General features: G+C 65.5%; 20 protein-coding genes. 10 read left to right on the top strand and 10 right to left on the bottom strand.

The window, feature by feature from the left end; translation table 11 throughout:
• Window positions 1–74 precede the first annotated feature (74 nt).
• From mnmG to SOQ14_RS07475, 4 genes are read left to right on the top strand one after another with little or no spacing between them, the layout of a single operon-like run.
• A complete protein-coding gene (gene mnmG, locus SOQ14_RS07490) occupies window positions 75–1,928 on the top strand; it encodes a tRNA uridine-5-carboxymethylaminomethyl(34) synthesis enzyme MnmG (RefSeq protein ID WP_322897435.1) in 1,854 nt (617 codons plus the stop codon).
• On the top strand, window positions 1,925–2,578 hold the full coding sequence (rsmG, locus tag SOQ14_RS07485; RefSeq protein WP_322897434.1) for a 16S rRNA (guanine(527)-N(7))-methyltransferase RsmG: 654 nt from the start codon (window positions 1,925–1,927) through the stop codon (window positions 2,576–2,578). The genes mnmG and rsmG overlap by 4 nt, the downstream gene beginning before the upstream one ends.
• A 32-nt stretch (window positions 2,579–2,610) precedes the next feature.
• On the top strand, window positions 2,611–3,387 hold the full coding sequence (locus SOQ14_RS07480) for a ParA family protein (protein WP_322897433.1): 777 nt from the start codon (window positions 2,611–2,613) through the stop codon (window positions 3,385–3,387).
• Window positions 3,384–4,355 (top strand): ParB/RepB/Spo0J family partition protein, encoded by a 972-nt coding sequence (locus SOQ14_RS07475; RefSeq protein ID WP_322897432.1) that lies wholly within the window; start codon window positions 3,384–3,386, stop codon window positions 4,353–4,355. Before SOQ14_RS07480 ends, SOQ14_RS07475 begins: the two co-directional genes overlap by 4 nt.
• A 24-nt stretch (window positions 4,356–4,379) precedes the next feature.
• Here the strand turns inward: SOQ14_RS07475 and msrC are convergent, their stop codons facing one another.
• Window positions 4,380–4,880 carry a free L-methionine (R)-S-oxide reductase MsrC gene (msrC, locus tag SOQ14_RS07470; protein ID WP_322897431.1) on the bottom strand — a complete coding sequence of 167 codons (501 nt, stop codon included), beginning with the start codon at window positions 4,878–4,880 and terminating at the stop codon, window positions 4,380–4,382.
• Window positions 4,881–4,943: 63 nt separating this feature from the next.
• Between msrC and SOQ14_RS07465 the strand changes: the two genes are divergently transcribed.
• Window positions 4,944–6,425: a PQQ-dependent sugar dehydrogenase gene (locus SOQ14_RS07465; RefSeq protein ID WP_322897430.1), complete on the top strand. Its 1,482-nt coding sequence runs from the start codon at window positions 4,944–4,946 to the stop codon at window positions 6,423–6,425.
• On the opposite strand, the gene SOQ14_RS07460 is transcribed toward SOQ14_RS07465, so the two are convergent.
• Both SOQ14_RS07460 and SOQ14_RS07455 read right to left on the bottom strand, forming a co-directional pair.
• Window positions 6,422–7,246 (bottom strand): DUF815 domain-containing protein, encoded by an 825-nt coding sequence (locus SOQ14_RS07460; RefSeq protein WP_322897429.1) that lies wholly within the window; start codon window positions 7,244–7,246, stop codon window positions 6,422–6,424. The genes SOQ14_RS07465 and SOQ14_RS07460 overlap by 4 nt on opposite strands.
• Window positions 7,246–8,988 (bottom strand): acyl-CoA dehydrogenase family protein, encoded by a 1,743-nt coding sequence (locus SOQ14_RS07455; protein ID WP_322897428.1) that lies wholly within the window; start codon window positions 8,986–8,988, stop codon window positions 7,246–7,248. Before SOQ14_RS07455 ends, SOQ14_RS07460 begins: the two co-directional genes overlap by 1 nt.
• 54 nt (window positions 8,989–9,042) lie before the next feature.
• On the opposite strand from SOQ14_RS07455, the gene SOQ14_RS07450 reads away from it, so the two are divergent.
• On the top strand, window positions 9,043–9,963 hold the full coding sequence (locus SOQ14_RS07450; protein WP_322897427.1) for an L-threonylcarbamoyladenylate synthase: 921 nt from the start codon (window positions 9,043–9,045) through the stop codon (window positions 9,961–9,963).
• 6 nt (window positions 9,964–9,969) lie between these two features.
• On the opposite strand, the gene SOQ14_RS07445 is transcribed toward SOQ14_RS07450, so the two are convergent.
• The 6 genes from SOQ14_RS07445 to SOQ14_RS07420 all read right to left on the bottom strand — a co-directional run bounded on the left by SOQ14_RS07445 (window position 9,970) and on the right by SOQ14_RS07420 (window position 15,499).
• Window positions 9,970–10,299 carry a hypothetical protein gene (locus tag SOQ14_RS07445; RefSeq protein ID WP_322897426.1) on the bottom strand — a complete coding sequence of 110 codons (330 nt, stop codon included), beginning with the start codon at window positions 10,297–10,299 and terminating at the stop codon, window positions 9,970–9,972.
• Window positions 10,300–10,339: 40 nt separating this feature from the next.
• On the bottom strand, window positions 10,340–11,119 hold the full coding sequence (locus tag SOQ14_RS07440; protein ID WP_322897425.1) for a GIN domain-containing protein: 780 nt from the start codon (window positions 11,117–11,119) through the stop codon (window positions 10,340–10,342).
• 136 nt (window positions 11,120–11,255) lie between these two features.
• A complete protein-coding gene (locus tag SOQ14_RS07435) occupies window positions 11,256–11,789 on the bottom strand; it encodes a CarD family transcriptional regulator (protein ID WP_322897424.1) in 534 nt (177 codons plus the stop codon).
• A gap of 261 nt (window positions 11,790–12,050) precedes the next feature.
• Entirely contained in the window at window positions 12,051–12,389 is a 339-nt protein-coding gene (gene fdxA / locus SOQ14_RS07430) for a ferredoxin FdxA (protein WP_322897423.1), read from the bottom strand.
• Between the two features lie 42 nt (window positions 12,390–12,431).
• Complete coding sequence (locus tag SOQ14_RS07425) at window positions 12,432–12,806, bottom strand: S4 domain-containing protein (protein WP_322897422.1); 375 nt, start codon at window positions 12,804–12,806, stop codon at window positions 12,432–12,434.
• Entirely contained in the window at window positions 12,803–15,499 is a 2,697-nt protein-coding gene (locus SOQ14_RS07420; RefSeq protein ID WP_416232740.1) for a helicase-related protein, read from the bottom strand. Before SOQ14_RS07420 ends, SOQ14_RS07425 begins: the two co-directional genes overlap by 4 nt.
• 196 nt (window positions 15,500–15,695) lie before the next feature.
• Between SOQ14_RS07420 and SOQ14_RS07415 the strand changes: the two genes are divergently transcribed.
• Genes SOQ14_RS07415 through SOQ14_RS07400 form a run of 4 tightly spaced genes read left to right on the top strand, consistent with a single transcriptional unit; the run spans window position 15,696 to window position 19,583 of the window.
• A complete protein-coding gene (locus tag SOQ14_RS07415) occupies window positions 15,696–17,402 on the top strand; it encodes a M23 family metallopeptidase (protein ID WP_322897421.1) in 1,707 nt (568 codons plus the stop codon).
• Between the two features lie 48 nt (window positions 17,403–17,450).
• Entirely contained in the window at window positions 17,451–18,446 is a 996-nt protein-coding gene (hemB, locus tag SOQ14_RS07410; RefSeq protein ID WP_322897420.1) for a porphobilinogen synthase, read from the top strand.
• Entirely contained in the window at window positions 18,439–19,008 is a 570-nt protein-coding gene (locus SOQ14_RS07405; RefSeq protein ID WP_322897419.1) for a GNAT family N-acetyltransferase, read from the top strand. The genes hemB and SOQ14_RS07405 overlap by 8 nt, the downstream gene beginning before the upstream one ends.
• Window positions 19,005–19,583 carry a gamma carbonic anhydrase family protein gene (locus SOQ14_RS07400; protein WP_322897418.1) on the top strand — a complete coding sequence of 193 codons (579 nt, stop codon included), beginning with the start codon at window positions 19,005–19,007 and terminating at the stop codon, window positions 19,581–19,583. The genes SOQ14_RS07405 and SOQ14_RS07400 overlap by 4 nt, the downstream gene beginning before the upstream one ends.
• Here the strand turns inward: SOQ14_RS07400 and SOQ14_RS07395 are convergent.
• The gene (locus tag SOQ14_RS07395) at window positions 19,580–20,095 is read right to left on the bottom strand and encodes a DUF1993 domain-containing protein (RefSeq protein ID WP_322897417.1); all 516 of its coding nucleotides are present in this window, start codon (window positions 20,093–20,095) and stop codon (window positions 19,580–19,582) included. The genes SOQ14_RS07400 and SOQ14_RS07395 overlap by 4 nt on opposite strands.
• Window positions 20,096–20,149: the final 54 nt, after the last annotated feature.

Here is a 20,149-nt window from a genome sequence, read left to right as displayed (position 1 = left end):
GCGATGTTCCACGTGAAACAGGTGCGGGAACAACTTTGACGAAGGCGCGGCAAACGCCTATTTGCCGCACCATCATGCACCAATTTGATGTCATCGTGGTCGGCGGAGGACACGCCGGGGTCGAAGCGGCTTGTGCCGCCGCGCGCATGGGTGCGCGCACGGCGCTTGTCAGCTTTGATCTGTCCGCGATTGGCGCGATGAGCTGTAACCCGGCGATTGGCGGCTTGGGCAAGGGCCATCTCGTCCGCGAAGTCGATGCGCTTGATGGTGTGCTGGGCCGTGCGGCGGATGCAGGCGCGATTCATTACCGCATGCTCAATCGGTCCAAGGGCAGTGCCGTCTGGGGCCCGCGCGTGCAAGCGGATCGCGTGCTGTTCAAGGCCGCGGTGCAGCGCATGGTGCGCGCACAGCGTGGTCTCACCCTGATCGAAGGCGAGGCGGCGGCGCTGGTGATGCAGGGCGGGCGGGTTGCCGGGCTGGAACTTGCCGATGCCACGATACTCCACGCCGAGCGGGTGGTTCTTTGCACCGGCACCTTCCTTGGCGGGGTGCTGTTTCGCGGCGAGGAGCGCTTTGAGGGCGGGCGCATTGGCGAAAATGCTGCGCATCGCCTTGCCCGGCAATTGCGCGGGGCTGATCTGCCGATGGCGCGGCTCAAGACAGGCACACCGCCGCGGCTTGATGGGCGCACGATTGATTGGGCCGCGCTGGAAGAACAGCCCTCCGACGCGGATGCCTGGACGATGTCGCCGCTCACCCCGCGCCGCATCAATCCCCAAGTCTTCTGTGCGATCACCCGCACCACGCAGGAAGGGCATGATGCGATCCGTGCCAATCTGCACCGCTCTCCGCTGTTTTCGGGTGCTATTGCTGCGGCGGGTCCGCGCTATTGCCCCTCGATCGAGGACAAGATCCATCGCTTCGGTGATCGTGACGGGCATCAGGTGTTCCTCGAACCCGAGGGGCTGACCACGCATCTCGTCTATCCCAACGGAATCAGCACCTCGCTGCCGACTGACGTGCAAGAGGTGGTGGTGCGCGCGATGCCGGGCTGCGCGCGGGCGGAGATCGTGCAGCCGGGCTATGCGGTCGAATATGATCATATTGATCCGCGTGCGCTGACGTCCGATCTGCAACTGCGCGCCATTCCCGGGCTCTATTGCGCAGGGCAGATCAACGGCACGACCGGCTATGAAGAGGCCGCTGCGCAAGGTCTTGTGGCAGGGCTTGAGGCTGCAGCCGCCGCGCTGGGCAAGGCAGCACCGGCGCTGGACCGTGCGAATGCCTATATCGCGGTGATGGTTGATGACCTGACCTTGCAGGGCGTGTCCGAACCGTACCGGATGCTCACCGCGCGGGCGGAATATCGCCTGCGGCTGCGCGCCAACAATGCTTCAACCCGGCTCACCGGGTTGGGGATCGCGGCGGGGTGCATTGGCGAGGAGCGCCGCGGTTGGTGGGAGCGGCGCGAAGAGATCCGCGCGATGTTCCACGTGAAACATGCGCAGAGGGTCCATGCGCGCGAGTTGGCAGATATGGGCTTGCCGGTGCGGCGCGATCACGGCGAAAAGCCCTTGGCCGAATGGCTGCGCTATGATGGCGTAACCCTGGAAGCGCTTGCCCCGTGGCTGGGTGAGGTGACGGCGCTGGATCCCCTGCTGGCCGAGGAAATGGCCGAAGACGCGGCCTATGCGCCTTATCTCGCGCGGCAGGACGCCGAGCTGCGCGATCTGCGTGCTTCGGAAGCCCTGCCGCTGCCGGCCGACTTTCCCTATGGACAGGTGCCGGGCCTGTCGAACGAGATGGTCGAACGCTTGAGCAAGGCGGCGCCGGTTTCGCTTGCAGCCGCAGGGCGGGTGGCGGGTATCACGCCTGCCGCGCTGTCGGCCTTGCTGGTGCATGCGCGCCGCCGCGAGCAAGCGGCGTGAGCGCCGCCGAACTGATTTCCTGCGAGGAGGAGGCACGCGACTTTGTCGCCCGGCTTGCTGACGAGTTGGCCGCACCTGACGCGATGGCGATGCTTGATCGCTATGCCGTCCTTCTGTTGGAGGAGAACCAGCGCCAGAACCTCATCAGCAAGCCAAGCGAGGCGCAGCTCTGGCAGCGCCATATCGCCGATTCGGCGCAGCTCTTGCAATTTGTTCCACGTGAAACATTGGGCAGCGGCGCGCAGGGGCCATGGCTTGATCTCGGCTCGGGGCCCGGCCTGCCGGGGCTGGTGATCGCGATCCTGTGCCCGCAGATGCCTGTCACCATGGTCGAATCCCGCGCCCGACGCGTGACCTTTCTCAATCACTGCCTTGCCGAGCTGGCGCTGCCCAAGGCGCAGGTGATCGGTGAGCGGCTTGAACGCATCACACCCTTTCCTGCGCGGGCGATTTCGGCGCGCGCCTTTGCGCCGCTTGAAACCCTGCTCAGCTTATCCGCGCCTTTCTCCACAGCCGCCACGCGCTACGTCTTGCCCAAGGGCCGCTCGGCGGCGCACGAATTGGCTTCGCTCAGGCCGTCGATTCGGAAAATGTTCCACGTGGAACAATCCTTGACGGATAAGGATGCCGGAATCATCCTCAAGCTGTGATAGATGTGCGCGCGAGAGGTAGGGTCACAACTATGCTGACAATCGCCATAGCCAACCAGAAGGGCGGGGTGGGTAAGACCACCACCGCGATCAATATCGCGACGGCGATGGCTGCAACCGGTTGGCGCACGCTGCTGATTGATCTCGATCCGCAAGGCAATGCTTCGACCGGGCTCGGCGTCTCGGCGGCTGCGCGCAGTCTTTCGAGCTATGATCTGCTGGTTGATCAGGTGTCGCTGGCAAGCACGACCGTGCCGACGACGATCCCCGGTCTCGATCTCGTGCCGGCAACTGTTGATCTCTCCGGTGCGGAGGTTGAGCTGGTGTCGGTGGAAGAGCGCACCGCGCGGCTCGCCCAGGCGCTGCGCGGCCACAAGGGCCACGATATCTGCTTCATTGATTGCCCGCCATCGCTCGGGCTGTTGACGCTCAACGCGCTGTGCGCCGCTGATACCTTGCTGGTGCCGCTGCAATGCGAATTTTTCGCGCTCGAGGGTCTGAGCCAACTGCTCCAGACGGTTGAGAAGGTGCAGCAATTGTTCAACCCGGCACTGGGCATTATCGGCGTGGCGCTGACGATGTATGATCGTCGAAACCGGCTGACCGATCAGGTCTCCGAAGATGTGCGCGAATGCCTCGGCAAGCTGGTGTTCGAAACCGTGATCCCGCGCAATGTGCGCCTGTCCGAGGCGCCGAGCCATGGCTTGCCCGCACTGGTCTATGATCATTCCTGCGCGGGCAGCCGCGCCTATATCGCGCTCGCCCGCGAATTGATCGGGCGCTTTCCGGCAGAAAGGCAAGCAGCATGAGCGAGGACACTATCCAGCCGTTGCGGATGGTTGCCGACAAGCCCAAGCGGCTCGGACGCGGCCTTGGCGCGCTGCTCGGCGAAACCCGTCGGGAAGAGCCTCTGGTGGTCGATCGTGACACCAGCGGTGCCGCCATCCCGGAGAGCGGAGCGAATGCCTCCCCGCTGCGGATGATTGCGGTTGCCGCGATCAAGCCGCTGCCGGGCAATCCGCGCAAGCATTTCGATGAAGCCGCGCTGGATGAGCTTGCAGCTTCGATCGCGGCGCGCGGCGTGATCCAGCCGATTATCGTGCGCCCGGTGGGTCCGGGCCAATACCAGTTGGTGGCGGGCGAGCGGCGCTGGCGCGCGGCGCAGAAGGCGCGGCTCCACGAAATCCCCGCTTTGGTGCGCACGCTGGACGAGCGCGAGGTGATGGCGCTGGCGCTGATCGAGAATCTCCAGCGCGAAGATCTCAATCCTATCGAAGAAGCCAAGGCTTATCAAAGGCTTGCTGATGATGAAGGCCTGACTCAGGCCGAAATTGCACGGCTTGTGGATAAATCGCGCAGCCATGTCGCCAATCTCCAGCGCCTGCTTCACTTGCCCGATGCCGTGCTTGATCTGGTCGAGCAGGGCCAGCTGACGATGGGTCATGCCCGCGCGCTGATCGGGCGCGAGGATGCCGCCGAGCTTGCCGATATTGCCGTGCGCGACAATCTTTCGGTGCGTGAGGTTGAGATGTTGGTGCGCAAGCTCACCCGCAAATCCACCAATGCCGCCGGTACCCCCGGGACAGCGACGCCGCAAGAAGCCCCGGCGAGCAATGCGGATATCCTCGCGGTGCAGCAGCATCTCGAGGAGTTTCTTGGTCTGAATGTGCGGATCAAGCCCGAAGGCGATCCGCGCAAGGGCGTGATGTCGATCCGTTACACCACGCTCGATCAGCTTGATCTGCTGTGCCAGCGCCTCACCGGCGGCGAATTCTGACAGCGCCTGGCGTTTGAACGCTGCTTAGACCCGTTCGGCCAACAAGGTAGCGAGCGCTTCGATCCCCGCCGCATCCGCTGGCGTGAAACGGGCGGGTGAGGGGCTGTCGAGATCAATCACCGCCACCACCGCGCCGTTGCGCAGCACCGGCACGACCAATTCGCTGCGGCTGGCGGCATCGCAGGCGATATGGCCGGGGAAGGCGTGCACATCCTCGACAAGTTGCGTGGCGCGACTTTCGGCTGCGGTACCGCAGACACCCTTGCCGAAAGGAATGCGGATGCAGGCCGGCCTGCCCACAAACGGGCCAAGCACCAGCTCATCCGCCGCGCCATCCTTGGCAGGCGCGACGCGGTAGAACCCCGCCCAGTTGAGATCAGGCAGGAATTCCCACAGGAGCGCGGCGACATTGGCCATATTGGCCACCGCATCGGGCTCACCCGCGGTCAGCGCATCGGCCGCAGCGCACAGATCGCGATAGAGTTCGGCCGGATCAGCCCCGGGTTGCGCCTTGAAATCATACATGCTGCGCTCCTTTGACGAGTTCGCCCATTGCCGCAAGGGCAAGCGCCCTCTATCCCTGCGCACATGGGCATTTTTCGCAAGATCGCAATCGCGCTTGCCGTGCTGGTCGTGGTGGCCGGGGCGGCGTTGTTTTTCCTGACTCGCGGGCAGACCGCCGAGCTGGCGGTGGAGGATGTGGTCGGCACGGATCCGACCCTCGCCAAGCCGCAGGAGCAAAGCTTCCCGACGGTTCAGATTGCCGAGCCGGTGGGCTGGGCTGCGGACGAAGCGCCCAAGCCTGCCGCAGGGCTCGCGGTCAACCGCTTTGCCGAAGGGCTCGATCACCCGCGCACGCTGTACACCCTTCCCAATGGCGATGTGCTGGTGAGCCTGACCCGCGCGCCCAGGATGGAACAGGCGCCGAGTGGGATCATGGACCGGATCAAGGGCTGGGTGGCGAGCTATCTCTTCGCCAAGGCCGGTTCGGCCGGATCCTCGGCCAACCAGATCGTGCTGCTGCGCGATACGGATGGTGATGGCGCGGCGGACAAGCGCACCGTGCTGCTTGAGGACGGGCTTGATTCCCCTTCGGGCCTCGCCTGGCGCGATGACACGCTTTATGTCGCCAATCACAACGCCGTGTTGGCGTTTGATTACGCGCTCGGCGGCGACACGGTGACCAGCACCCCGCGCAAGCTGATGAATCTGGCGCCGGGCGGTGGCCACTGGATGCGCAATCTCGCCCTGCATCCGACTGATGATCTGCTCTACGTCGCGGTCGGCTCGGTCAGCAATATCGGCGAATCCGGCATGGCGGTGGAAGAAGGCCGCGCGATGATCTGGGAGTATAATCTCAGCGAAAAGCGCCAGCGACCCTTTGCGCTCGGCCTGCGCAATCCCAATGGTCTCGATTTCTCGCCGTGGAGCGGGGAGCTGTGGACCACGGTGAACGAGCGCGACATGCTCGGCTCCGATCTCGTCCCCGATTACCTCACCAATGTGCCGGTTGGCGCACATTACGGTTGGCCGTGGGTCTATTACAAAGACAATTTCGATCGGCGGGTGAAGCATCCGATGCCCGCCTTCCTCACCGAATATACCCGTAATCCCGAATATGCGCTGGGGCCGCACGTCGCGGCCTTGGGCATGGTGTTCACGGCCGAAGGCCACCGGATGGGCGACAAATTCGCCCGCGGCGCCTTCATCGCGCGGCATGGTTCGTGGAACCGCAAGCCGCCGTCGGGCTATGATGTCGTCTATGTGGCCTTTGATGCACGCGGCAACCCGGTGGGCAAGCCGGTGCCGGTGCTGACGGGGTTCCTGCGCGACGATGGCAAAACCAGCGGGCGACCGACCTGGGCCGCATGGGCGGGCGATGGTTCGCTGCTGATTTCGGACGACACCGCGGGCATTATCTGGCGGGTTGTTGCTCCCGGTGCCGCGCCGGGCGCAGGGATCGCCCGGGTCAAGAGCGAGCGCTTGCCGCCCGCGCGCGAGCTGCGCGATCCCACCCGCGAGCGCGAGGCGGATTACTTGCGGCAGCAGGCGGGGCAGAAGGTCAGCTAGAGCGCAACGCCCGCCCGTCCGGCTATCTCGGTGGCGAATTGCAGCGCGGTGCGACCTGATCGGTTGCCGCGCTGGATGGCGAAGGCCATCGCTTCCTCTGCACTGAACGCCAGACCCGGCGGATCAAGATAGTGAGCGATGATCGCGAGATAGGTCTCGCGATCCGCCGGATGAAACGCGAGAGTGAGGCCAAACCGGTCCGCTAGCGCGAGCGCATCATCGCGCTCGTCCCGCTCGTGCAACGCCGCGCTTTCATCGGCACTGCGGGTGACAATGCCGCGCCGGTTTGACGTGACAGCGATGCGGATGCGTGCCGGGCGCGGGATGATCCCACCATCGAGCAGGCTGCGCAGCGCGAGGTTTTCCGCCTTGGCGTCAGCCCCGAAGCCGAGATCATCGATAAAGAGGAGAAAGGCCCGGTCGCTGCCGGCCAGCGCGCTGATCAGGCGGGGAAAGCTGGCAAGGCTGCCGCCCGCCATCTGCACCAGCGCGATCCGGCCCGGATGCGCCTGTGCCACATCGGCAAGGGCAGCGCGCACCAGCGCCGACTTGCCCATCCCGCGCGCGCCCCACAGCAGCATGTCCTGCGCCGCCGCGCCTGTTGCCAGCCGGGTAAGATTGGCGCGCACGGCGCTTTTCTGCGGATCAATCCCGATCAGGCCTGCCAGCGGCAGGGCGGGGAGCATCGCCAGCGGCTGCGCGTGGGTGCCATCCCACCAATAGGCGGGGGCTGCGCCCCAATCGGTCGGCTCCGGCGCAGGCGGCGCTAGCCGTTCGAGCGCAGCGGCAATGCGGTCCCAGACGTCGCCGCCGCCCGTCATCACCCGGCGAGCTTTTCCGCCGGCAGAGCATAGAGCAGGTCTGCACCCGCCACCGCGCCCGCCTTGAGGCCCAGTGCCTCGGGCACCACCCGATCAAGGAAGAAGCGCACGGTCACCGGCTTGCTCTCCGCCAACGACGGCGCCGCGCCTGCGGCAACCGCCGCGGCTTGCTTCATCAATTGCCAGCCCGCGACGCACACGGCGGCCATGGTGCAGAAGGGCACACTGCCGGCGAGGCGATCATCGAGGCTGGCCTCGCCCTGCATCCAGCGTGCGATCCCGGCGCAATCCTCGGCCAAAGTGGCCAGCGTCCGTTCGCCTGCGGCCTCGCGCGCGATGCTTTCGAACAAGGCGATCATCGCTTCGCCGCCATCAAGCCCGAGCTTGCGGGTGACGAGATCAGCCGCCTGAATCCCGTTGGTGCCTTCGTAGATCGGCGCGATGCGCGAATCGCGCCAGTGCTGCGCCGCGCCGGTTTCCTCGACAAAGCCCATCCCGCCGTGGATCTGGATGCCAAGGCTTGCCACCTCGACGCCAATATCCGTGCCCCATGCCTTGAGCAGCGGCACGATGATCTCGGCGCGGTTCTTCGCGGCCTCATCGCCGCAATTGCCGCGATCGACCTGCCCCGCGCAGTAATAAAGCAGCGCGCGGCAGCCTTCGGTCAGCGCTTTCATCCGCAGGATCATGCGGCGCACATCGGGATGCTCGATAATCGCCACCGGAGTCTTGTCAGGCGAACCCGCGCGGGCCGATTGCACCCGGTCGCGCGCATAGGCGAGCGCTTGCTGGGTCGCGCGTTCGGCGATCTGCGCCCCCTGGTTGCCAACATTGATGCGCGCATTGTTCATCATCGTGAACATCGCAGCGAGACCCTTGTTGGGCTGGCCGACCAGTTCCCCGATGCACGCGCCATTGTCGCCATAGCTCATCACACAGGTGGGCGAGGCATTGATGCCGAGCTTGTGCTCAAGGCTGACACAGCGCAGATCATTCTTCGGGCCGAGGCTGCCATCATCATTCACATGATATTTGGGCACCACGAACAGGCTGATCCCGCGCGAACCTTCGGGCGCGCCGGGCAGGCGGGCGAGGACGAGGTGGATGATGTTCTCCGCCAGATCATGCTCGCCCCAGGTGATGTAGATCTTCTGGCCGGTGATCCGGTACTTGCCCGTATGTGGGCCGCTTTCGATGGGCTCTGCGGTCGAGCGCAAGGCGCCGACATCGCTGCCCGCGGCCGGCTCGGTCAGGTTCATGGTGCCGGACCATGCGCCGCTCACCAGCTTGGGCAGATATTTCGCCTGCTGATCTTTCGTGCCGTGATGTTCGAGCGCCTCGATCGCGCCTACTGAAAGCATCGGCAGCAGGGTGAAGGCCATGTTCGCCGCGCCGAGGTTTTCCAACACGTTGCACGCGAGGGTGAAGGGCATGCCTTGCCCGCCGAATTCGGCCGGGCTGGCAATCGCATTCCAGCCTTGTTCGACATAGGCCTTGTAAGCGCTTTCGAACCCGTCCGGCAGGCGGACCACGCCGTTTTCAAGCCGCGCGCCTTCGAGATCGCCAATGCGGTTGAGCGGAGCGAATTCCCCGGCTGCAAATTGTCCGACGCCTTCGACAATCGCTTCGACCAGATCGGCTTCGGCGTGAGCGAATTTCTCGCTCTGCGCGAGCTCTTCAATCCCGGCATTGACGCGGATGGCGAGCAGCTGGTCGGCGGTGGGAGGGGTATAGGCGTTCACGGGGGTGTTACATCCTTACTTGGCAGCGGACGGCTTTGAATATAGCGCCTTGGCATGAGCGGCAAGAACGTTACGGAAGTGCTGGCGGCCGACGCTGCGGGGATCGCGCGGGCGGCGCTCTGCCTCGAATCAGGGGGGCTTGTCGCGGTGCCGACTGAGACGGTTTACGGCCTCGCTGCCCGCGCGGATTCGCCCGCCGCCGTGGCGAAAATCTATGCCGCCAAGGGCCGTCCGGATTTCAACCCGCTGATCGTGCACGTCTCGGGCGCGGAACAGGCCGAGCGCTATGCGGTGCTGACCGATCCGGCGCGCGATCTGATGGCCCGATACTGGCCCGGCCCGCTCACGCTGGTGTTGCCGCGCCGTGCCGATGCGATGCTGGCGGACGCCGTGACGGCAGGCTTGCCAACCGTGGCGTTGCGTGCCCCGGCGCACTCGGTGATGCGCGCCTTGCTCGAAAAGGTTGATTTCCCGCTCGCTGCGCCTTCGGCGAACCGATCAGGCTTCATTAGCCCGACCACCGCGGCCCACGTGCTTGCCTCGCTCGAAGGGCGGATCGACATGGTGCTCGATGGTGGTCCCTGTGCTGCCGGGGTGGAATCCACCATCGTGGCCCTGCGGGCGGATGGCCGGATCGAGGAACTGCGCCCCGGCCCGGTGCTGATCGAGGCGCAGGCCCCGGCCAGCGGCGCGATCGAGGCCCCGGGCCAGCTTGCCAGCCATTACGCGCCGGGCAAGCCGGTGCGGCTTGATGCGCAAGCGGCAGAGGCCGATGAATTCCTGATCGGGTTCGGGCCGGTTGCCGGTGACGTCACGCTGTCAGCCACAGGCGATCTCGCCGAGGCTGCGGCGCGGCTCTATGCCTGCCTGCACGAAGGGGCGAAGGCTGTGCAGCCGCGCATCGCAGTTGCCCCGGTGCCGAACGCGGGGATCGGCCTTGCCATCAATGATCGGCTGCGGCGGGCGGCGGCCTAGCCGCGCTCAGCGTTCCGGTTCGACCGGGACGCCCGGCATCAGCGCTTTCATCTCGGCCCGGGCCGCCTGGGCGCGTTCGCACGCCACATCGTCCCCATCGCCGCAGCGCTGCATCGCCTTGTCATAATCGCGCTGGAGGGCGCCGAGCTTTTCCTCGCGCTTGCGGATCTCGCGGCCGCGCTTCTCGTCCGCTTCGGACTGGCTTTCGGTGGCAAGATCGACCCCGCGGCTGGCAACCTTGACCGGTAAGGTCACCGCACCCACGGCGGCTTTGGCGAGACAGCCCTGCAAGGCCAGCGCGGCGAGGGCGACAGCGAGAAGGTGGGGGGTGCGCATGGGCATGATCCTACGCGCACCCCTTATGAAAAGGCAAACCCTATTGCGCGGCTGCGGGCGCGGGTTCCTGCGGTTCGGCGGCGGGTTCGCAGATCAGTTTGCCCGAGCCGAAGCTGTTGGTGGTGCACTTGGCGCGGCCCGTCACCTTGACGGTGCCCGAGCCAGCGATGTTGGCTTCCACTTCGCCATCCGAGGCGAAGGCAACATCGCCGCTGCCGCCGATCGAGACTTCGCCGCGGTCGGTCTTGAGCCCGGCGAGATCGACCTTGCCCTTGCCGCCGATGTTGATTTCAAGCTGCTTGGCCGTGCCGCCGCCCTTCACATTGCCGCTGCCACCAATGCTGATTTCGAGCCATTCGCCGATGAACCGCGCGAAGTTGATCGTGCCGCTGCCGCCAATGGCTAAAGTGGCGTTGGGGTCGAGCGATTGCGCCTCGATCGTGCCGCTGCCCCCGATCATCAGCTCGCTCGGCGGGGCCATCGTCACGCGGATCGTGGCGGGCGCAGTGTCCTTGTTGAAGAGGCCCGACTTGCGTGCAATGCCGAGCAGATCCTTGTCGCGCACGAAGCGCAGATCTTCTTTCGCGGCGTCATCGCCTTCGATGGTGATGGCGAGCTGATCGCCTTCGGTGAGGATCACCTTGTCGCCCGATCCCAGCGCGATGCGGGTCGGCACTGGCCCGGACAGATCAAGCTCGGCCAAGGGCACGCCTTCGCTGTCGCCCACATTGACCGAAACCCCGTCGCATCCGGCAAGGCTGACGCCCATGCCCATCATCACCAGCGGGGCCATGCTTTTCAGGAACCGTTCGAATCGCATCACGAAACTCCTCACCACCTCATGTGTGTTGGCGATATAATACACTAGGGTGGGGGATTCAAGTGGCCGGAATTCCAAACCAAAAAGGGCCGCCCGGTGGGGCAGCCCTTTGGTATCCGGAGATGGGAGGAAGGTCTCAGCCTTCTTCGCTGGTCTCGTAATATTGCGGCGCGTGTTCGCGCAGCACATCGAGGATCTTGTTGAGCGCGGTCGGCTCGTCGGTTTCTTCCATCGCGGCGAGTTCGCGTGCGAGGCGGCTCGAGGCGGCTTCGAAGATCTGCCGTTCCGAATAGGACTGCTCGGGCTGGTCTTCCGGGCGGAACAGATCGCGGGTCACTTCGGCAATCGAGACGAGATCGCCCGAATTGATCTTGGCTTCATATTCCTGCGCACGGCGCGACCACATGGTGCGCTTGACCTTGGGCTTGCCCTTGAGGGTTTCCATCGCCTGCTTGAGCGTCTTGTCCGAAGACAGCTTGCGCATCCCGATCGATTCGACCTTGTTCACCGGCACTCGCAAGGTCATGCGTTCTTTTTCGAACCGAAGGACATAGAGTTCGAGCTTCATCCCGGCGATTTCTTCGCTCTGGAGTTCGATCACCCGTCCTACGCCGTGCTTGGGGTAAACAACGTAATCACCAACCGTGAATGCGTTTGCGACGCTTGCCATGCGAGTTCCTTTCTGCAGCCTTGCTACCAGCATGAGAGCGGACAAATACCCTGACGGCGCAGCATCCGAGGGGGCGGATCCAACACCGGGAAATCGTGTCCGGATAGAGGTTTGCTGGTGCGCGGCCTTTCTGGTTATCGACACCTACGCGCGGCACTGCCGGCGCGGTTGCGTATTATATAACACACTGACAGCAAAATTGCGAGTCACCCGTTCTGCAGACCTGCGAAGGTTCGCAGATAGGTGCGGCCCTGCGGCGACTCAGTCGCCTTCGCCGGGTTCGGTGCTGAAATATTTCTCGAACTTGTCCTTTTCGCCCTTGTGCGTATCGGCATCTTCGGGCGGCGCCTTCTGGCTGGTGATATTCGGCCAGAGCGCGGAATATTTGGTGTTGAGTTCAAGCCACTTTTCCAGCCCGTCCTCGGTATCGGGGAGAATCGCTTCGGCCGGGCATTCCGGCTCGCACACGCCGCAATCGATGCATTCGCTGGGATTGATCACCAGCATGTTCTCGCCTTCGTAGAAGCAATCGACCGGGCACACTTCCACACAGTCGGTATATTTGCACTTGATGCAGTCTTCGGTCACGACATAGGTCATTGCGGCTCTTTCTGCGAAGCGTTCGAAAAGCGGAATGGGCGGTCAGCCGCGCTCCGGGAGGGGCGCTGCTAGGGCCTTTTGCTCAATGGGGTCAAGATTGCCAGAGTCAAGATTGGTAATGCCCGAAAGCGCAAGATCAATCTCGCGATAATGGCTTTGCGCCTCTGCGGGTGAGCCGCGCCGGGCTGGCAGGGCGGTGATCTCGCACACCCGCACACCCGCTGCGAGTGCGATGGTCAGCACATCGCCGACCCGCACCGGTTCGTTGGCGCGGCGCACCGGCTGTCGATTGCGCCGCACCGCGTGGGCGGCGATCAGCGCATTGGCGGCGGATCGGGTCTTGGCGAAACGCAGGTAAACCAGCAGCCGATCAAGCCGCAGGGCCGTGGGTGGAGGAGCGCCGGGCGCGCCTGTCATCGTTTGAGAAGGTCTGCCAGGGCATCAAAGGCGCCGCCTGCGCGCGCCGGGCCGGTTTCGGCTTGGCGCGGCTGGGGTGCGCGCGGTTGCGGCTTGCCATGGGGCTTGCCGCGCGGGGCGGGTTTGCCCTTGGCGCGGTTATGGGGTGCGCGCGCTGCGGGGCCTTCTCCTGTTCGCCCCCCTTGCCGGCGCGGACGCCAGCTCCAGCGATCGGGTGCGGGTGCGCCTTGCGCGCCTTCGGGCAGGGGCCGGGCACGATCAAAGCGGAAGCCCGCGCTGCCGAGCAGGCGGCGGGCGTTCTCGTCGGTCAGGCCGATCGAGACCGGCAGGCTGAGATCAAGCCGGAACTGCGCGGCATCGGGCTTTGCCGCGCGGGCTTCGAAAGCGGCGCGGAAAATCTTCTCCGCCAGATCGACGCGGATCGCCTGATCGCCCGCCAGCCGGTAGCCTGCGGGCAGCCGCCCCTTGGGCCAGCTGCCTTCGGCCAGCACCGACAGCATCGCTTCGTTGAGCGGGCGCAGATCGAGCCCGAGCGCATGCAACAGGCGGCGCGGCGCGGGCTTGAGCAAGGGCGCGGCAAAGATATCGAGCGCGCCGAAAGTCACCCCCAGCTTGCGCAGGAACGGGCGGGCTTCCTTGGGGAGGTGTTGCAGGCCCGCTTCCTCGCGGGAAATCACCCCCCGCGCTTCGATCAGCGCAATCAGCAGCGCGCGCGCTTCTGTGCCCGCAGCCGGATCGCGCGCCGCCTCGGCGAGCTTGCGCAGCGGTTCGAGCGGGGCGAGCTGTTCGTCCAGCCACGCTGCCAGCCCGGCTTCAAGCTGGGCGCGGCTGGCCTCGTTCAGCAGCGCACAGTCGCGGGTGAGGGTGAGACGCGGCGTGCCGAAATCGCCCGGCATATTGCTGCCGGCAAAGCGGATCTCTGCCAGCGCGCGGCCTTGCCCCTGACCTTGCCAGCGCACCGCGCCGCCGCCGATTGCCAGCTCGGCACGCCCTTCGCTGAGCAGCCACGCCACCCGCTCGGCGAGCAGGCCCGGCAGCGCCTTCTCGCCCGCGGCAAGCAGCATCCGCCGATCCGCCACGCCCGCTGCGGGATCGACGGTGAAGCGCAGCCCATCGAGCCGGCCGATCACTTCGCCTTCGACAGTCAGGCTGCCATCCTCTTCAAGCGCGACCGGCAACAGGCTGGCATCGGCCCCAAGCGATTTCATCAAGAGTGTCGTCCTTCGGTTCACAAATCTTTCGGTCAGCCGTGCGTGGAGTGCATCGGACAGCCGGGCTTCGACCGCGCGGGCGCGAGCCGCCATCTCGTCACGCGCCAGCACCCAATCGGGCCGCTGGCAGATATAGGCCCAAGATCGGATCGCGGCTATCCTTCCTTGCAGCGTATCAATATCCCCCTGGGTGCGATCGAGCTCGGCAATGCGCGCCGCGACGAAATCCGCGCCGAGATAGCCGCCGCGCAGATCCTGCCACAGCCGCGCGACGAAGCGCGCATGGGGATCAACCCCGAGCTGGCGGAAATCGGGAAGCGAGCACGCCTCCCAGAAGCGCCGCACGCGCGCCAGCCCGCGAATATCCTGCGCGAAGGGCTCTTCGGCGAGCCGTTTGAGCACGGCCAGATCAATCGCTTGCGGGGCGGGGCGCAGCATCGCCGCATCGGGCTTGGATTCGAGATCGGCAATCAGCGCGGCGAGCGAATCGTAACGCGGCTCGGCCTCGCGCCAGAACAGGTGCGTGAGCGGCGCGAATCTGTGTTCCTCGATGGCGTAGATTTCTTCTTCGGAAAATTCGAGCGCTTCCCCCCCGCGCCCGTTCCGCGCACCCATCCCCGACAGCGTGCCGAAGGTGCCATCGCGCTGGTGCCGCCCGGCACGCCCGGCGATCTGCGCCATTTCCGCCGGGGTCAGTCGCCGCTGGCGCTGCCCGTCAAACTTCGAGAGCGCGGCAAAGGCGACATGATCGAGATCGAGGTTCAGGCCCATGCCGATGGCATCGGTGGCGACGATGTAATCGACCTCGCCCGACTGGAACAGGGCGACCTGCTTGTTGCGGGTTTCCGGCGACAGCGCGCCCATCACCACCGCCGCGCCGCCGCGAAAGCGCCGCAGCGCTTCGGCCATGGCGTAGACCTGCTCGACCGAGAAGGCGACAATCGCGCTGCGCGGCGGCAGGCGCGAGAGCTTGACGCTGCCGGCATGGCTCAATGTCGAAAAACGCGGCCGGGTGACGATTTCGGCACGCGGTATCAGCGCTTTGACAATCGGCTCGAGCGTGGCTGAACCGAGCAGCATCGTTTCCTCGCGCCCGCGGGCATGGAGCAGGCGATCGGTGAAGATGTGGCCGCGTTCGGGATCGGCCCCAAGCTGGGCTTCATCGAGCGCCACAAAGGCATGCTCGCCCGCAACGCGCGGCATGGCTTCGGCGGTGCACAGGAAATAGCGCGCTTCGGGCGGTTCGATCCGCTCCTCGCCGGTGATCAGCGCGACCTGCTTGTCGCCCTTGATCTTGCGCACCCGGTCATAGACTTCGCGCGCCAGCAACCGCAGCGGAAAGCCCATCACGCCCGAGGAATGGGCGCACATCCGCTCGATCGCGAGGTGGGTCTTGCCGGTGTTGGTCGGCCCGAGCACGGCACGCACCCGCTCATCGCCCGGCGCGACCCTCGCGGGGTGATGGCTGGCTGGAAAGGTCACATTGTGGGTTGTGTCAGGCTTGCCCAAGGCGGGCAAGGGGCTGCAAACCTGTCCTGCACAGCGCCTCGCAACGGCTTGCCGCGATCAGCAATCACTTGGCCGATGGTTAATGCGAACTTTACTTTGTTCCGGCAGGAAAAGCGGGCATGAGGTGCACGCTTACGCCGCATGTACGGGGAATTGCGGGACAGACGTGTTGGAATATCCGCGAAATCTGGCTGAAACGCCGCTCGACGAGGCCATCAGCGCCGCGCCGCTGGCCGAGCGCTATGCGGAGCGTGATGTCGCCGCGTTGCAGAGCGCGGCGGCGCTCGCGGCCCCGCAGGATATGACTCGCAAGGTGCTTGCCCGTGCCCGCACCCTTGGCGATCGCTATGAAGAATGGCGTCTTGACGCCGAACATTGGCTTGCCGGGCTCGATCTTGCCCCGGATCTCGCCGAAGACATCGGCAGCCGCCGCTGGTTTCGCGGCCTTGCCACGATGCTGGCACTGGGGGCCTTCGCCTTTGCCTTCTGGCCGGAATTCGCCCCGCTTGAGGCTTCCTCTGCCATGCCGGAAAGCCCTGCAATCCGCGATGAATTCCGCAGCCAGATGATCACCCCGCTAGCCTTCGGGGCGGATAGCGGCCGCCGCATGGGGCCGACCGCGCAGGTCATCCCGCTCACAAGCGCGCCCGAACGCCCGCAGATCCAGCTGGTGATGACACTGGCCCCCGGCGACAGCTTTGCCTCGATGCTGCGCCGTGCCGGGGTTTCGGGGGATGATAGTGCGCAGGTTGCCGGGCTGGTCGGGCAGGTCATGCCGCTGTCGGAGATCACCCCCGGCACACAGATGGATGTGGTGCTTGGCCGCCGCCCCGGGCCCAACGCGCCCCGCCCGCTCGACAAGCTGGCGTTTCGCGCGCGGTTCGATCTTGAATTGGAGATTGCCCGGCCGCTGGTTCAGCCTGCTGCCGAAGGCGCCGCGCCGCTGCGCGCCGGGCCGCTTGCGCTGCAGCGGAATGTGATCCGCGTTGATGATACCCCGCTGCGGTTGCGCGGCCCGATCGGGAACAGCCTCTATCGTTCGATGCGGCAGGCGGGTGTCCCGGGCTCGGCCGCGCAGGATTATCTGCGCGCGCTCAACGATCAGATCGATCTGTCGCGCGATACCCGCCCGTCAGACGAATTCGATATCATTCTCGAATATCGCCGCGCGGCCACGGGCGAACGACAGGCCGGCAAGCTGCTTTATGCCGGGATCGATCGCGGCGGGAAGCCGAAGACCCAGTTGCTGCGCTGGGGCCGTGAGGGCCGCTTCTTCGAGGCTTCGGGCGTGGGCGAACAACGCCGCGGGCTGCTGGCCCCGGTGCCCGGCCCGACGACTTCGGGCTTCGGGATGCGGCGGCATCCGATCCTGGGCTATCGCCGGATGCACGAAGGGCTGGATTTCAAGGCTAACCATGGCACCCCGATCGTGGCGGTAACAGACGGGCGGGTGAGCGCAGCAGGGCGTGCCGGCGGTTGCGGTATCGCGGTGCGGCTTGAGCATGGCGATGGCCTGTCCACCCGCTACTGCCATATGAGCCGGATGGCGGTGGCCCGCGGCCAAGCGGTCAAACGCGGGCAGGTGATCGGCTATGTCGGATCGACCGGGCTCTCGACCGGGCCGCATCTCCATTACGAGATGTATCGCGGCGGGCGGGCGATCAATCCGGCGAGCGTGCAATTCGTCACCCGCGCGCAGCTTTCGGGCGCCGAGCTGGCTGATTTCCGCCGCCGCTTGCAGGAATTGAAGCAGGTCGAGGTCGGCGCGGCGCTGGCGGATATGGCCCCGCTGCCGACCGAACGCAAAGAGCCGACGCGCGAGATCGAGAAGGTTGATCTGCTGGCGCGCGGGGCGCAGCCGATCCCGCAAGGATAGGGTCTGGCCTCTTGTCGGACGCGCGCGAATGCGCCTACACCGCATCGCATGACTGGCAATTACCCTTTGACCCGCCTGCGCCGCACCCGTGCGAGCGCGTGGAGCCGCACGCTTCACCGTGAAAACATCCTCACCCCGGCCGATCTGATCTGGCCGCTGTTCATCACCTCGGGCGAAGGGGTGGAAGAGCCGATCGCCAGCTTGCCCGGTGTCTCGCGCTGGTCGGTCGATCTGATTGTCGCGCGCGCGCAGGAGGCGGTCGCGCTGGGCATCCCGGTGGTGGCGCTGTTTCCGAACACGCCGCATGACTTGCGCAGCGCCGATGGCGCGGAAGCGCATAATCCCGATAACCTGATGTGCCGTGCGATCCGTGCGATCAAGGCCGCCTGCGGCGACACCCTCGGGGTGCTCACCGATGTGGCGCTCGATCCCTATACCTCGCACGGGCAGGATGGGCTGGTCGACGAAGCGGGCTATGTGTTGAATGACGAAACCGTCGCCGCGCTGGTCGATCAGGCTGTCAATCAGGCGCGTGCGGGTGCGGATATCATCGCCCCTTCGGATATGATGGACGGCCGCATCCACGCGATCCGTCAGGCCCTGGAAATGAACGGCTTTCCCAATGTCCAGATCATGTCCTACGCCGCGAAATATGCCAGCGCCTTCTACGGCCCGTTCCGCGATGCGGTGGGCAGCGGCGGCCTGCTGAAAGGCGACAAGAAGACCTATCAGATGGACCCGGCCAACGGCGATGAGGCGCTGCGCGAAGTCGCGCTTGATCTCGCCGAGGGCGCCGACAGCGTGATGGTGAAGCCAGGGCTGGCCTATCTCGATATCGTGCGGCGGGTGAAGGATGAATTCGCGGTCCCCGTCTTCGCCTATCAGGTGAGCGGCGAATATGCGATGATCGAAGCCGCCGCCGCAGCGGGGGCAGGCGATCGCGATGCGCTGGTGCTCGAAACCCTGCTCGCCTTCAAGCGGGCCGGGGCGAGCGGCATCCTGACTTATCATGCGCCGCACGCTGCGCGCCTGCTCCATGGCTGACACCGTGCTGGAAACGGCGCGGCTGGTGCTGCGCCAGATCGGCGAAGACGATCTTGATGTTCACATGGCGGTGCTCAACACGCCCGCGGTGATGCGCTGGCTTGGCGGCGTGCAGCCGCGTGCGGTGATCGCGGCCAAGCATGCGGCGTCGCGCGAAGGCTTTGCGCGCGAAGGCTTCGGCTTCATGATTATGATCGAGAAGGCGAGTGGCGCGCTGGTCGGCCATTGCGGGCTGCGCCGGATCGCGCATCCGCTTGCTCCCAATCCGGGCGATCACGAGATCGGCTGGCTGGTGCGCGAGGATCGCTGGCGCATGGGCTATGCCTATGAAGCGATGCGCGCCGTGGTCGACTGGGGCTTTGGCACCCATGATGCGCCGCACATCGTGGCGATGACTTGCCATGCCAATGAAGGCAGTTGGCGGCTGATGGAAAAGCTCGGCATGACGCGGCGGGACGACCTCGCCTTCTGCAATCCCGAAGACCCCCCTGAAGAAACACCCACCATCCAGTATGCGATCACCCGTGCGGAGTGGGCGAAACCGAACAAGGCGACATCATGAGCAAGGATCCGCGCTTTCCCGGTGCCCATATCATTGCGATACACGGCAAGACGCCGCAGATCCACGACACGGCTTTCATCGCGCCCGGCGCGGTGATCATCGGCGATGTGGTGATCGGGGCGGGCAGCTCGATCTGGTACAATTGCGTGGTGCGTGCGGACGTTTACACCATCCGCATCGGGGAGCGCACCAATGTGCAGGATGGCAGCGTGCTGCATTGCGATCCGCCGCGCCCCGGCGACGAGGAAGGGTGTCCGCTGCTGATCGGCGATGATGTGCTGATCGGCCACATGGCGACGGTCCACGGCTGCACCATCCATGATCGCGGTTTTGTCGGCCTCGGCGCGATTGTCATGAACAAGGCCGTGATCGGTTCCGACGCCATGCTGGCCGCAGGCGCGATGCTGACCGAGCGCAAGGTGATGGGCGAGCGCGAGCTGTGGGGCGGACGCCCGGCGGTGAAGATGAAGGACCTGTCGGACGCCGCGATTGCCGGCATGCGTGTTGGCGTGATGCACTATGCCGAGAACGCCAAGCATCACGCCGCCGCCGTGGCCGCAGCCGCAGCGGATTAAGCCGCCGCAGGCTTGCGCAGATATTGCGTCACATAGGGCAGGTAATCGGCCTTGCCGATTGCCACCCCTTCGGCACGCAGGATCATATAGGCCGCCATCAGGTGGAAATAGCACTGCGAAGTCGCCCAATCGCGGCAATATTCATGCGCCTGCATCGCAAAGGCCATGCCGTTGGGCAGATCGAATTCCACCGTGTCGCCCGCCGCGGGCCAGCTTGCCGGATCCGTCGCGGCCACCTGTTCGCGCGCCTTGGCGATGCGCGCATGGGCTTCGGCGAAGCTGGCAATGTCGCTGTCATCGGTCGTCATCGCGCGGTTGCCCAGCCGGTTGAGCGTGACGAGCACCTGCGTGATGGTGAAGCGGATCTGGGTGTGGAGCGGGAACATGTCCTCCGCCAGCCGGGCCTGGAGCAGCGCTTCGCCCTTTTCGTGGGCTTCCCCCTTAGTGATGAGGTGATCGAGCGTGTCGAGCAGATGGGCATAGGTGGCAAGCGCGGCGGTGGCATAGGACATGGACGAGTCTCCCGTTGTGTGCGGCGGAGGTAGGGGCCGCGCAGGGCTTTAGCA

It is taken from the genome of Erythrobacter epiphyticus (assembly GCF_034653295.1).
Taxonomy (GTDB): Bacteria; Pseudomonadota; Alphaproteobacteria; order Sphingomonadales; family Sphingomonadaceae; genus Erythrobacter.
This window is presented reverse-complemented; position numbering and strand designations above follow the sequence as displayed.